The organism is Campylobacter sp. RM12651 (genome assembly GCF_022369475.1).
GTDB lineage: Bacteria > Campylobacterota > Campylobacteria > Campylobacterales > Campylobacteraceae > Campylobacter_E.
Window position 1 is genome coordinate 480,631 of record NZ_CP059600.1, and the last position, 14,330, is coordinate 494,960.

Here is a 14,330-nt window from a genome sequence, read left to right on the forward strand (position 1 = left end):
AATGGATATGATAATTAATTTTATAAATTCCTTTTTTGCTGATCCTGAGGGGGTTTTAACTTCCTTATTTAGAGATAAAATCGTAATTGCTAGTATTATTATATTTTTATGGTGCACGCTAGAAGGCGAAACTGCATTAATACTAGCAGGACTTGCAGCTCACGGAGAGCATATTCATATAGGACTTATCACATTTATAGCAGGTTGTGGGGGATTTTTGGGTGATCAGATATATTTTTATATAGGAAGATACTCAAAAAGCTATATTAGAAAAAAGCTAAAAACACAAAGGCGAAAATTTGCAGTAGCACAGATTTTACTTCAAAAATATGGCTGGCCTATAATATTTATCCAACGCTATATGTATGGCTTTAGAACCGTTATTCCTATGAGTATAGGGCTTACTAATTATAGTGCAAAGAAATTTGCGGTAATTAATTTTATTTCAGCTCAAGTATGGGCTGCTATTACTATTTTTATAGTGTATATTTTTGGCGAGCATATATGGGAGATTATTAATTGGGCGAAAGACCATTGGTATTTGGCAGGAATTTTAGTTGTAGGATTTTTATGCTTAATTTTATATGCTTTTAAAAGTTTAGAAAATAAATTATTAAGTAAGAAAGGTAAAAAAAATGAAAGTAGTATTTAATGAAAAAAATACTGATTTTAAAGTTTGTTTGATACAAAACAAAGATTTAAGTAGATTTGATGATAAAGAATTTTTTGAAATAAATGATTATAAAGGAGTTGGAGCGATTTGCAACCTAGCTAAAAGAACGCTTTATGTTGGCTTAAACGATGAATTAACTTATGCTAGTTTTATAGCTAGTTTAGGTAGTGCGATTAAGAGCATTAAGAACTTAAATATAAAAAGCATTAGCCTTGAATTTATTAATCTTGGTTGTGAGTTTTATAGTGCTTATGCTCATATTTATGCTGTTATTTCATCTTTATATGAGTTTAATAAATATCATAAAGAGCCTAAAAATTCTAAAATAGAATTAATAAGCCTTGAAACACAACAAAACGATGATATTCAACAAGGCATTGAGCTAGGTAAAGTATTAGCAAATGCTTGTGAAGATGTAAAAAATATAGTAAATGAAATTCCAAGCACTTATAATCAACTTAGTTTTGAAAAAGACGCTTTAAAATTAGCTAAAGAATTTGATTTAGAATGCAATGTTTATAGTGATGATTATTTACAAAAAGAAGGAATGAACGCATTTTTAGCAGTAAATCGTGCAAGTAGTTATCCTGCAAAATTAATCCACTTAGCTTACAAACCACAAAACGCTATTAAAAAAATAGTTTATGTAGGAAAAGGGCTTGTATATGATACAGGTGGGCTAAGTCTTAAACCAGCTGATTATATGCTAACTATGAAAGCTGATAAGAGTGGTGCGGCTGCTGTTTTAGGTATTTTAAAAGCAGCTAGTATGTTAAAACTACCTTATGAAATACACGGAATTATAGGTGCAGCACAAAACTGCATAAGCGAAAAATCATATATGCCTGATGATGTATTGATTTCAAGAGAAGGTGTAAGTATAGAAGTAAGAAATACTGATGCTGAAGGAAGATTGGTTTTAGCAGATTGCTTGAGTTTTGCTCAAGATTTAAAGCCTGATTTATTAATAGATTTAGCTACTTTAACAGGTGCTTGTGTGGTTGGGCTTAGCGAATATACAAGTGGTATTATGGGATATAATGAAGACTTGCAAAACGAGTTTTATAACAATTCAAAAAGAAGTGGCGAATACACTTGCGTTTTACACTTTAACCCACACATTAAAGAGCTTATTAAAAGTAAAATAGCTGATGTTAGCAATACAGGTAGCTCAAGATATGGTGGGGCAATTAGTGCAGGAATGTTCTTAGGCGAGTTTATTAGAAAAGAATATAAAGACAAATGGCTACATTTAGACATTGCTGGACCTGCTTATGTAGAAAAAGTGTGGGGCGAGAATGCTTATGGAGCAAGTGCAGCTGGAGTTAGAATGAATATTATAAACTTACTTAGAATGGCAAGGAGTGCAAAATGAGCCTTAGCGTAGGTATTGTTGGACTTCCTAATGTTGGTAAAAGCACGACTTTTAATGCTTTAACAAAGGCAGCAAACGCTCAAGCAGCAAATTATCCATTTTGCACCATTGAGCCAAATAAAGCTATTGTTGAAGTGCCTGATGAGAGATTAAAAGTCTTAGCAAATATAGTAAATCCTGAAAGAATAATGCACTCAATGATAGAATTTGTAGATATTGCAGGTCTTGTAAAGGGTGCTAGCAAAGGCGAAGGTTTAGGTAATAAATTCTTAGCAAATATTCGTGAAACTGATTTGATTTTACATATAGTAAGATGTTTTGATGATGAGAATATCACTCATGTTGAAGGTGGGGTTGACCCGTTAAGAGATATAGAAATCATAAATCTTGAATTAATCTTAGCTGATATTGAACAACTTAATAAAAAGCTTGATAGACTTAGCAAAGAAGCAAGAGCAAATCTTAAAGGTGCTAAAGAATGCCTTGAATTAGCACAGGATTTATTAAAACACCTTGAAGATGGCAAATTAGCTAGTGAATATGCAAATCGTGATAGCGAAGCTTTTATAACTTTAAATAAAGAATTAAGATTACTTAGTGCTAAAGAAGTAATTTATGGCGTTAATGTAAGCGAAGATGAATTATTAGATGATAATGATTATGTAAAAAAGGTGCGTGAATATGCAGCCAAATCAAATCATAGTGTTTTAAAATTATGTGCTAAGCTTGAAGAAGATTTGGTTGGAATGGACGAAGCTGAAGCTAATGAGTTTTTAAAAGAATTAGGCGTAAATGAAAGCGGTTTAGCAGCTATTATTAGGACAAGTTTTGCTAAGCTTAATTTGATTTCTTATTTTACTTGCGGGGTTAAAGAAGTTAGGTCTTGGACTATTCATAAAGGTTATAAAGCTCCTAAGGCTGCAAGTGTAATTCATAATGATTTTGAAAAAGGCTTTATCAAGGCTGAAGTAATTAGCTATGATGATTTCGTAAATTGTGGTGGCGAAGCAAAAGCTAAAGAAGCAGGTAAATTACGCTTAGAAGGTAAAGATTACGAAGTAATTGACGGCGATATAATGCACTTTAGATTTAATGTATAAACCTTATTAGCAAGGCTTAAAAGTCTTGCTAATCTTTTAAAAATCCTTTTTATTTATAGAATTTAGAAAAACTAAAAATCTTTATAAGTTAAAAATATTAAAAGCATTGTTGATTGAAAATAAATCAAACAAGACTTAAAAAAGTCTTGCTAATCTTTTAAAAATCCTTTTTATTTATAGAATTTAGAAAAGCGAAAAATCTTTATAAGTTAAAAATATTGTTGATTGAAAATAAATCAAACAAGACTTAAAAAAGCCTTGCTTGATTTTAGATTAGAAATTATAAGAAAATCCTAAGTTTATATTGTAGTTATTATTAAAGTGATTTGTAATGCTCTTAGCAAAATCTAAATTAATGTTAGTATTAACGCTAGGTTTATAATCAGCTCCGAATTTTATTTCAAATCCTCTATCTTGAACCCTTTCAAAATAATAAGTCATACCATCATTAGCACTATTACTTGGACTTTCGTTTAAGTCTTTAATATAAGCAAATTCAGTATTTAAACCTACTTTATCATTGATTTTAGCACCAGCTTTAATAACTGCTTTTGCAGTATATTGAGCTGCTTGTTCTGTTTGAATTCCTAATACTGCTCCATCAATATTTACTTTTGGATAGCGAGTAGCTATTAATTTAATATTAGGTTCTACATAATAATCAGAGCCAAATCTTTGTCCTACTTTAACTTTTGCTTGCCATAAATTATCATATCTTGTAGTATTTATCATCGCTAAATCGCTCTTATAATTACCTTTTAAAGTCAATAAATTTAAGTCATAATCAACGAAAAATCCCGAATTAAAATTCGTGCTAGCATAAAGTCCAATGCCAGTTATTCCAACATCAGTGCTTAATGCTTTATTAGCTTTTAGTTTTGCTTTAGAAGCTTTTATACCATAAGCTACATCAAGATTTTTTAAAGATACTTTATTATCTACTCCGACATTAACTCTGCTACCTTTTAAATTATTTGAATCTGTTTCAAAATAACCATAATCAGAATTTATCCAAAAACCTTTATTTTTATCATCATTTCTTAAGTAATTAAATCTTAAGTCATTATCATCAATATAATATCTAGCAACATAATATGGTGTATACATTATGTTTTTAATCGCACTTGTAACAGCTGGGTCAAGATATTCTAAAGTCAATAAATCCTTATCATCAGCACTAACCTTACCAAAGCCTTTTAAAGCTTCTTTATCTATTTCTAAATTAGACCTAATGCTATCTTTATTAATTATTGGTTCTTTATCTGTTAAACCTAAACTCCATACTCCATCTTTACCTATTTCATCAAAGCTTAAAACCTTAGTATTATAAGTAGCTAAAACGGTTTTATAAGTTACTTTAAAGTAAGCTTTATCTTTTTCATTATCTTCTTTTTTACCATTTACAATAGCAATAGGAACTCTTGTATTTATTAACTTACTTAAGTTCGTATTGTATAAAACGATTTCGTTATTTTCTCCTAAAGCTTCTTTATTTACTATGATAGGACCACTGAATTTATCTTCTAAACTAGTATCAATTCCACCACCATAAATATAAAACTTAGAATTATTAGCATTTAGAGTATTAGTTACAACTTGTGCTTGAATGTGCGAATTATCCACTATTAAATTATCAGCTCTAATTCCACCTATACCATTGCTATTTGTATTAGTAGCTCTTATTGTTGAATTTTTGATTGTATAAGTGCTATTTTTTAAATCGCTTGTCTTATCATAAGTATTTGTAGCCAAATCATCAATGCTTGATATAGGTTTAGTTCCTGTAATTTCTATAAAGGCATTATCAGCATTTAGCGTATTTGTTTTAAATGTGTTTGCAGTGAAATTACCTGAAATCTCTGAATGATTATGCACTAAAATATCTTTATTAAAGGTATTATTTAAGTTCGCATTTATATTGCATTGTTCTACATTGTTATTGTAAATTCCATTGCTAGTGTTTAATGTCCCACACTTATTATTGTCATATTTAATAGCAGCATTAATAATAGAATTATTTACATTCAATTCTGAATTATTTGTAATATCTTCGCTTACATTTTTAACATTTGTAAGACTTAAAATACCGCCATCATCATTTGTAATTTTGGTTGCTAATTCGCCTATATTATTAAAGTCTAATTTAGATTTATTTCCATTATTTTTAATACTTGTTCCAGCGATTTTATCAGTATTATTAATGCTTAAATCTCCGCCTTTTTGATTTGTAATATTATTAAATGATTTAATATTATCTAATACCACTTTAATAGCTTCATTTACTAAATCTTTCATAGAAGCATTGCTTAATTTAGTATTGCCTTCGCCTTTTAGTGTTAAATCATCATTAAATGTTGAATTATTTAAATTATTTGTCCCACCATCTATTGTAGTTTTATTGTTAAATTGTGAGCCATTATCTTTTACATTCTTAGCTATAACTTCGCCATCAAATGTAGTTTGATTAGAATCTAGGCAATCTACTTCTACTTTTCCTTTAAGAGTTGTCGTGCTATCTGGTTTAAAACAAGCTTTATTTCCTTTAACGCTTATATCATTTTTTAAAGTTGAATTACTTACTTTAAATTCCCCACTAGCATTTAATTTAGCGTCTAATTTAGACTTATCATCAATATTTTTAATATCCAAATTATTCGCATTAAATGTAACATTTTTGCCTATATTAACACCATTTTTACCATCAATATTGCTTAAGCCTGTGCTAGTGATTGTAACAGGAGTTGTATCATCGCTACAAATACTAGCTTTGTTATTTAAATCCAAATCCTTAGTATCAATGCTAGAGCAAACTTTAGCATTATTAGTTAATGTGGTTTTTCCATTATTTGCAGTGATTATTGCGTCTTTTCCTTTAAACTCCCCACCACTAATAGTAATATTCCCAGAATTTGAAGTAGCTTTAATATTATTTGATTTAGTGTTGTTTAAATTAATATCATTATTTGCATTTAAATTCGTATTATCTTTTATAGTTGCATTAGTTACATTGATATTTTTATCTGCTTTTAAATCAGCATTAACTTGCGTAGGCTCGCTTCCTTTGATTGTGATATTTTCTTTTGAAGTTAGTTTAGAATTAATCTTGCTTGGATTATTCTTATCATCTGAAGTTACAATAATATCTTTTATAGCATTAATTGTCGCATCAATTACGCTATTTGCTATATTTGCCATTCCTTGCAAGATAATATTAGAACTCTTATCATCTTTACCTATTTGAGAATTATTAGCATTAAGATTATTAGCATTTACATTGCTTGAGTTCAATGTAGCATTTGTAGCTGTAATATTATTAGCTTTATTAATATCTGCATTTATCGTTGTATCTTTTCCTAAAGTAATATCATTAGCATTTTTTATAGTAGAGTTAATGGTAGTTTTTTTATTAGCTGCAGGTGGTTCTGGACTAATTCCATCATGCACTCCTAGATTTTGAGCGTCATTGCTTAAGATTATATTACCTGCTACATCAATATTTCCGCCAGCAACTTCAGCCCCATTTGCAATTAGTAGCGTTCCACTAGGATTTTTGCTAGTTAAATTTCCTTTTATAGTAGCGTTATCAATTGTAGCATTGTTAAAATTACTATCTGCATTAATCAATGCACCTCTTCTAGCTACTAATTCATTAGTTTCTATTGCTTTATTAATTGTAGTAGTTGTGTTATTAGCACAAGAGCCACCACCTATTATATCTACTCTACCGCTACTATTAATATTTGAATTAACAATAGAACCATTTTGCACGGTAACTAAATTAGTTCCTTTAATTAAACCATTATTAGTAGTAGAGCAATCTATTAAGGCTTTATTTGTAAATAATTCTCCTAAAACATTTACAACTGATTGTTTAGTAGCTGAAAAATCACTAGAATTACCATTATTTAAAGTTACGCTAGATGAACTTATATCAGTATTTTTTGCATTTAGAGTATTTGTTTTTATATTTTTAGAATTTGTAATGCTTAATTTCTCATCAGCTTTAATTAAATCAGCATTAATTCCTTTAGCATCTTTTGTATTTAAGATATTAGTATTTTTAGCACTGATAGTATCTCCAGTAAATTTAACATCATCTAAAGTTAAATCATTTAAGCGTTTGCTAGTATCATTACCTATATTTGCATTAGTTAAATCTACATTTTTAAGACTTAATGTATCATCTACACTTGCTGCATTTATATTAGAATTACTAATCTTAGAATTAGCAATTTTTAAATTCCCATCAATTCTAACATCATTATTTTTATTAGCATCTTTATTTTGAATGTTTAATTTTTCTAAAAGCATATCTTGAGCTAATTGTAATAATGTTTTATTAGCTTTGATTGTAGTTTCTTGTGAATTATCTAATTTAGAATTAATGAAATTAACTTCATTAGAAGTTAGATTTCCCGATAAAATAGCGTCTTTTATAGTAGTAGTGCTTTTGATATTTACATTACCACTAAGTGTAGCTTGATTTCTTACTTCTAAATTATCAGTATCTTCAATTGACGCTAATACTTTTGTATCTTTTCCATCTATTATGATTTTACCACCATTAGTATTTGTGCTAAGCTTTGTGCCTTCGTTGATTACGCTTTTGTTTTGTAAGGTTATTGTATTAGCATTTATGGTAGCATTTTCTGTTGTTGAATTATCAATCGTTATATCTTTAGCTTGTAAGCCACCTTGTATAGTTGAGCCATTATTTACTTTTATATCAGTAGCATTAATTTGTGAGTTTGTTTTAGTGCTACTATCATTTAAAGTGACGCTATTAGCATTTACAACACCACTTTCTCCTAAAATAGCTTTGCTTTCAAATTCTGCTGTAGTAGTTATTGTAGAATTAGCATTTAATGTAGCACCATCTTTTACAAGCAATTTATTAGCATTAATTGTCCCTTTTATATCGGTTTCTTGAGTGCCAGGTGCAGGGTATTTGCTATCTAGTATTTTATTACTTAAAATAACACTTCCACTATTTGTTATAAACTTAGCATTTTCATCTGATTTAGCTCCGTATCCTAATACAATATCACTATTTTTAGATTCTAATTCTCCGTTTATAGTCCCCCAATATGCTTGGATTTTATTATTTGCCTTAATTTTTGCAGTTTTTTCTACATTTGCATTTAATAAATCCACGCTATCATCTATATCTAAAATACCTTTTATATTTGCAGTTGCTATTCTTGCACCATTTGCTTTGATTGTTTTATCTGCATTCAAGGTAGCATAATTTGATATATCTACAAATCCACTTGCATTTATATTGGCATTGATTGTTGTATCTTTGTCGCTAATAGTAATGTCTTTAACATTTGTAATATCTGCATTAAGCTTACTTCCATAAGATATTGTTGCATTGCCACCTATATCAAGAGCTGAATTAATTTCGCTATTGTTATCTATAATTACATTGCCAGTTGATTTGAAACTATTTCCATTATAAGTTGAGTTTTGAAAATAAGCTCCGTCTGTATTGATATTTGCACCACTAACACTTGCATTAGTAGATTTAAAATAATTACTTGTAAATTCTCCACCACTAACATTAGTTTTGTCTTTACCTAATTCTCCAATATTAATAGAATTTGTGCCAGTAAATACTCCACCATTTACATTGCTACCTGATTTAACATATATATCATTTGCATTTAATTCTCCGCTACTTACATTACCACCAGAATTAATGTTTATAGTGTTATTTGCAGTGATTTTACCACCACTTACATTGCCACCAATGTCGGCTTGATTTGTAGCATTTAGCTCTGATGAGCCACTTATATTTCCATCTTTATTTAATTTAATATTAGTAGCTGTGTGAGTTCCTTTGCTTACATTTGCACCATTTTCAATGATAATATCAGCTCCTGCTATGGTATTGCCTTGTATATTAGACTTGCCTTTATAAGTAACATTATTAAACTTACTTTCTAAATTAGCGTTTTCGCTTGTGTTTGAATTATCTAGCGTAATATCTCCACCTTCAGCTGTTATTTTACCCGATTGGATATTTGAGTTATTGTTAATATTTACATTTTCATTAGCTTTAAGTGTTCCAGAAAGTATATTTGAATTGTTAGTAATATTGATATTTTTACCATTTATGTTCTTTGCATTACTATCTGTATTATCTAAAGTTACACCGCCTTGAGTTGATGTTACTTCTGTTTTTGACATTAAGGCTTTATCGGTTTTATTATCCTTAATTGTTATATCGCTACCACTTTTTAAGGTTACTAAATCTAGCTTAGAATTGGTTATATTTATTTTATTTCCACTTTGAGTAGACCAAATACCACCATCTGTAGTGTTGTTTGAAGTAATATTTGAATTAGTAATATCAATAGTTGAATTTGGCTTACCCACAACTATGTGTTTAAAATCAACATTTGAACCATCAATTTTAATATCTTTATTTGTGCTAATATTTCCGGTAGTGCTTACAGAACTATTATTTATTGTAAGATTATCAGCGTTTATTCTATCCCCATTTATATTTGCATTATCTGTGATAGTTAGTTTTTGTATAGCGTGTGTTGAAGTGCCACCAGTTGTTCCTATATTAACATCAGTATATTTACCACCTTTGATATTAATCCCACCTGTTGTGCTACCTTTTTCTTGTCCTATATCAGAATTACTCGCAGTAACATTTACAAGGTTTAGAGTTTTATTTTGACCGCCTATTATATTAACAGCGTTTTTGCTAGTTCCAACGATTGTAGTGCCTGTTATGGTTGTATTATCTTTAGTAAAAGTAGCAGCATTATTATCTTTTGTATTTATCGTGCCATTTAGTAAATTAGAATTTATATTAAAGCCAGCTGAATTGATATTAATCGTATTATTAGTGCCGGTAGTTGCATTAGTTGCGTCGCCTAATATTACACTCCCACCATTATGAGTAATAGTATTGCCACTTGTATTGCCATTAATATTTAAAGTCCCACTATCACTTGTAATAGTTGAATTACTAACTTCATTTGCAGTTAAAGTCCCACCTTTGCTATTTATGGTTGATTTATCTTTAACATTATTAACGCTTAATTTTCCATTAGCATTACTATTAATAGTTGAGCCTAGAACATCGCCTGATATAGTTAAATTACCATCTGTATTACTATTAATAATTGAGTTATTTGTAACATTTTTAGTAACTTCAATTTTAGCACCATTGCTATTGATAGTTGAGCTATCTATATTGTTTGTTACCTTTAAAGTCCCGCTAGTTCCATCAATTGTAGAACCTACTACATCATTTTTAACATCAATAGTCCCACCATTATTTTTAATAGTTGAATTGTCAATATTATTTGTAACACTTAAATTCCCACCACTTTCACTATTTATAATTGAATTAGCAGTAATATTATCAGCAGTTATATTTGCACCTTTACTATTAATTGTAGATTTATTTGTGATATTTCCCGCAGTTAAATTCCCACCATTACCATTGATTGTTGAGCCATTAATTTCATTTGTAACTTTAATAGTCCCATTAGTTTCGCTATTTATAGTTGAATTATTTTTTATATTATTAGCAGTAATAGTTCCACCTTTGCCATTAACTTCTGAGCCATTAATTTCATTTGTAACATTAATAGTTACACTGTTTTCGCTATTGATGATGGAATTATTATTTATATTTTCAGCAGTGATAGTTCCACCTTTGCCGTTAACAGTAGTAGATGAAATAGTGTTAGCAATTATTGTACCAGAACCATTTTGTACTTTGGAATTTGTAGCTCCATTACCTTCTACAATATTTAGTGTTATAGTCCCTAATTTATTGTGTAAGAATGTATTATTTAAACTTGTATTACCTTTTACAGTAAATGTTGCATTGCTATCATTTACTAAATAAGTATCATTACCTATTAGATTACCTTCTACAAGTAATATTGCATTTTTATTTTGCATATAGATACCATCTTTACTACTAAGTTCTGTTGCTTCTATTCTACCTGCATTGTTAATATCTCCATTTACAGTTAAATCATTTTTAACTGTCATAGAACTAGTTTTATCCATCCATAAGGTGCTTCTTTGCTCTCTATTATTAGCATGTTGACCACCTTGGCTATTAATTATGAAATTTAAAAAAGTTCCATTAAAACTATCTAAAGGGTGAAAATCTCCACCACCACTCATAGTAAAAGTAGTATTATTTGCATTTGCTTCGTTTTTAAAATTAATTGTTTTTATATCTGTTTGATTTAAACTGCTGTATATATCGTTTGTTTTTTCTATTGTTAAGCTATTTCCACTAAAAGTCGCTGCTTGAACTGAACTAATTATCGTAAATGCTAGTAATGACATTCTTATGGTCTTATTCATATGAAATCCTTAAAAAGTTGCTTGATTTTTATTAATGCTAAAAAATTGATATAAATCAAGGTATTATATTTATAAATTGAAAAAACAAAGCTTAAAAAATGATAATTTTGCAACAATTTTTGCTAAATTTTTCGCAATAAAATACTTAAATATTACAAGTTTTCTAATAGTAATTTAGTTGTATTTAAAATGCTTTATATATTGTTGTAGTAGATAAAATATTAATTTATAAAAATTTAATATTTATTATTAAATATTTAAAATCTTAAATATAAATTAATTTTTATTAGTAAATATAAAAATATATATTTTATAATTTTTCTTAAGAATTTCATTTTCAAATTCTAATTATTCAAAGAAGACTAAAAATACCTTATAACTTTATGATAATACTTACTATATAAAATGTTCTTTTATATTTTAAAAAGGAGAAATTATGGCAATTTCAAGAAGAACATTCCTTAAAGGTTCAGCAATTACAGCTAGTGCGATTACTTGTCCTTTGAGTGCTGATACAAATTTTTATGATATCAAGCAAATCCCACACGCTACACATTTTGGTGCATTTACAGCCGAAGTAAATAGCGAAGGAAAAATAATCAATCTTATCCCACACGAAAGTGATAAAAACCCAAGCGTAATCACTAAAGCTATCATAGATAGAACATATTCAGATACAAGGGTAAAATATCCAAGTGTTAGAAAAAGTTTTTTAGAAGGTAAAAATCGCCCTGATTTAAGGGGTCGTGAGCCTTTCGTTCGTGTTAGTTGGGATGTAGTGCTTGATTTATTATATAAAAAGCTTAAAGCTACAAAACCTGAAAATATCTTTAACGCAAGTTATGGTGGATGGGGTCATGTTGGCTTACTTCATAATTGTAACGCAGTTGCAGGTAGATTTTTTAACACCGTTTTAGGTGGAGCAATAGGCACTGATGGAGAGTATAGTAACGGAGCAGCGGGTAAAGTAAATACTGCTATAGCAGGGGATTTAGAAGTTTATAGTTTGCAAACAAATTACGAGCAAATGATTAAAAACTGCGAAGTTTATGTAATGTGGGGTTGTGATATTTACAAGGATAATCAAATAGATTTTAAGGTAGCTAATCGTGAGAATGATGGTTGGCTTAAAAAATACGCAGCTAGTAATATAAAGTTTATTAACATTGACCCACAATACACAAAAGCAGCAGAAATTACAAAGGCTGAATGGATAAAAATCGTCCCAAATACCGATGTTGCAATGATACTTGGAATGTGCCATTATTTATATACAAGTGGAAAATACGATAAAGAATTTATAGCTAAATATACAGATGGATTTGATAAGTTTTTACCATATTTGCTAGGTAAAACTGATGGAGTAGAAAAAACTCCTGAATGGGCGGCTAAGATTTGTGGAATTGATGCGACTAAGATTAAAGAATTATGCGATTTATTTGTTAGTAAAAGGACATTTTTAGCAGGTAACTGGGCAAATCAAAGAGCGCATCACGGCGAACAAGCTGACTGGGCTATCATAACTTTAGCTTGTATGATTGGTCAAGTAGGACTTCCTGGTGGTGGATTTGGCTTTTCTATGCATTATTGCTCGGCTGGTGGAGCGTTTAGTGGAGCGTTACTTCCTGTTGGATTACCACAAGGAAAAAATAGCGTAAATATAAATATCCCTGCAAGTCGTGTAAGCGAAGCTATCCTAAATCCAAATAAAACTATCAATTTTAAAGGCAAAACCTTTACATATCCAGAGATTAAAATGTTTTATGTAGCAGGTGCTAGTGTTTTAGGTCATCATCCAAATACTAATGAATTAATTCATGCTTTAAGACAACTTGAAACAATAGTTGTTCATGAGCCTTGGTGGACGCCGATGGCAAAAATGGCTGATATAGTAATCCCAGCTACAACAACACTTGAGCGTGATGATATAAGTTTTGGTGGTTCATATTCGCAAGATTGGGTATATGCTATGAAAAAAGTAATCGAGCCTGTATATGAAAGCCGCAATGATTACGATGTTTTCTATGAACTAGCAAAAAGATTTGGCGAAAGAGAATTGGCTAAGTTTAGTGGTGGCAAGAAAGACCATTTAGAATGGATAAGAAGTTTTTATGAGAAGAGTGATTGTATAAATGAAATGGAATTTGATGAGTTTTGGGAGAAAGGCTCACTTCATTTTGAAATTCCAAAAGAAGCTTATGAATTTGTTCGCCACGCTGATTTTAGAAAAGACCCAGTGAATAATAAATTAGCAACAGAAAGTGGAAAATTCCAAATCTATTCACAAAAATTTGCTGATTATAATTTACCTGATTTTAAAGGTCATATAACTTGGTTTGAACCGGCTGAATATTTAGGAAATCAAGAATTAAGCAAAAAATATCCATTCCATTTATTAAGCCCACACCCAAGATATAGAATTCATTCTCAACTTGATAATACTTGGGTAAGAGAGCTTTACAAAATCCAAGGTCGTGAGCCTGTAGTAATTAATACAGAAGATGCTAAAAAGCTTGGTATTAAGCACGGCGAAGTGGTAGAAGTATATAATAATCGTGGTAGATTATTAGCTGGTGCATTTGTAAGTGATGATATTAGAAGTGGCGTTGTAGCTATTCAAGAGGGTGCTTGGTATGACCCTGAAGATGATAAAGATAATGCAAGATGCAATCAAGGTCATGTAAATGTGCTTACTTCATCTCGCCCAACTTCTCAAATGGCACAAGCAACAAGCGTAAATACTTGCTTAGTAGCGATTAGAAAACTTGATAAAAATGAAGCTGTTAAACCATATAAAAACACAACACCACCAACAATTATAGGAGCGTAA

General features: G+C 29.8%; 5 protein-coding genes. 4 read left to right on the forward strand and 1 reads right to left on the reverse strand.

All coding sequences use genetic code 11. The features are described 5' to 3' along the window. Window position 1 precedes the first annotated feature (1 nt). From AVBRAN_RS02495 to ychF, 3 genes are read left to right on the forward strand one after another with little or no spacing between them, the layout of a single operon-like run. Window positions 2-652, forward strand: coding sequence for a DedA family protein (locus AVBRAN_RS02495; RefSeq protein WP_239803471.1), 651 nt, complete (start codon window positions 2-4; stop codon window positions 650-652). Further along, window positions 636-2,048 carry a leucyl aminopeptidase gene (locus AVBRAN_RS02500; RefSeq protein ID WP_239803472.1) on the forward strand — a complete coding sequence of 471 codons (1,413 nt, stop codon included), beginning with the start codon at window positions 636-638 and terminating at the stop codon, window positions 2,046-2,048. The genes AVBRAN_RS02495 and AVBRAN_RS02500 overlap by 17 nt, the downstream gene beginning before the upstream one ends. Next, entirely contained in the window at window positions 2,045-3,148 is a 1,104-nt protein-coding gene (gene ychF / locus AVBRAN_RS02505; RefSeq protein ID WP_214119875.1) for a redox-regulated ATPase YchF, read from the forward strand. Before AVBRAN_RS02500 ends, ychF begins: the two co-directional genes overlap by 4 nt. Window positions 3,149-3,421: 273 nt before the next feature. On the opposite strand, the gene AVBRAN_RS02510 is transcribed toward ychF, so the two are convergent. Then, a complete protein-coding gene (locus tag AVBRAN_RS02510) occupies window positions 3,422-11,500 on the reverse strand; it encodes a hypothetical protein (protein ID WP_239803473.1) in 8,079 nt (2,692 codons plus the stop codon). A gap of 436 nt (window positions 11,501-11,936) precedes the next feature. Between AVBRAN_RS02510 and AVBRAN_RS02515 the strand changes: the two genes are divergently transcribed. Beyond that, window positions 11,937-14,330: a molybdopterin-dependent oxidoreductase gene (locus AVBRAN_RS02515; protein ID WP_239803474.1), complete on the forward strand. Its 2,394-nt coding sequence runs from the start codon at window positions 11,937-11,939 to the stop codon at window positions 14,328-14,330.

Excerpts from the sequence above, each read along its gene's own strand:
- AVBRAN_RS02495 (WP_239803471.1), top strand. The coding sequence starts at position 2 with ATGGATATGATAATTAATTTTATAAATTCCTTTTTTGCTGATCCTGAG.
- ychF (WP_214119875.1), top strand. The coding sequence starts at position 2,045 with ATGAGCCTTAGCGTAGGTATTGTTGGACTTCCTAATGTTGGTAAAAGC.
- AVBRAN_RS02510 (WP_239803473.1), bottom strand. The coding sequence starts at position 11,500 with ATGAATAAGACCATAAGAATGTCATTACTAGCATTTACGATAATTAGT.
- AVBRAN_RS02500 (WP_239803472.1), top strand. The coding sequence starts at position 636 with ATGAAAGTAGTATTTAATGAAAAAAATACTGATTTTAAAGTTTGTTTG.
- AVBRAN_RS02515 (WP_239803474.1), top strand. The coding sequence starts at position 11,937 with ATGGCAATTTCAAGAAGAACATTCCTTAAAGGTTCAGCAATTACAGCT.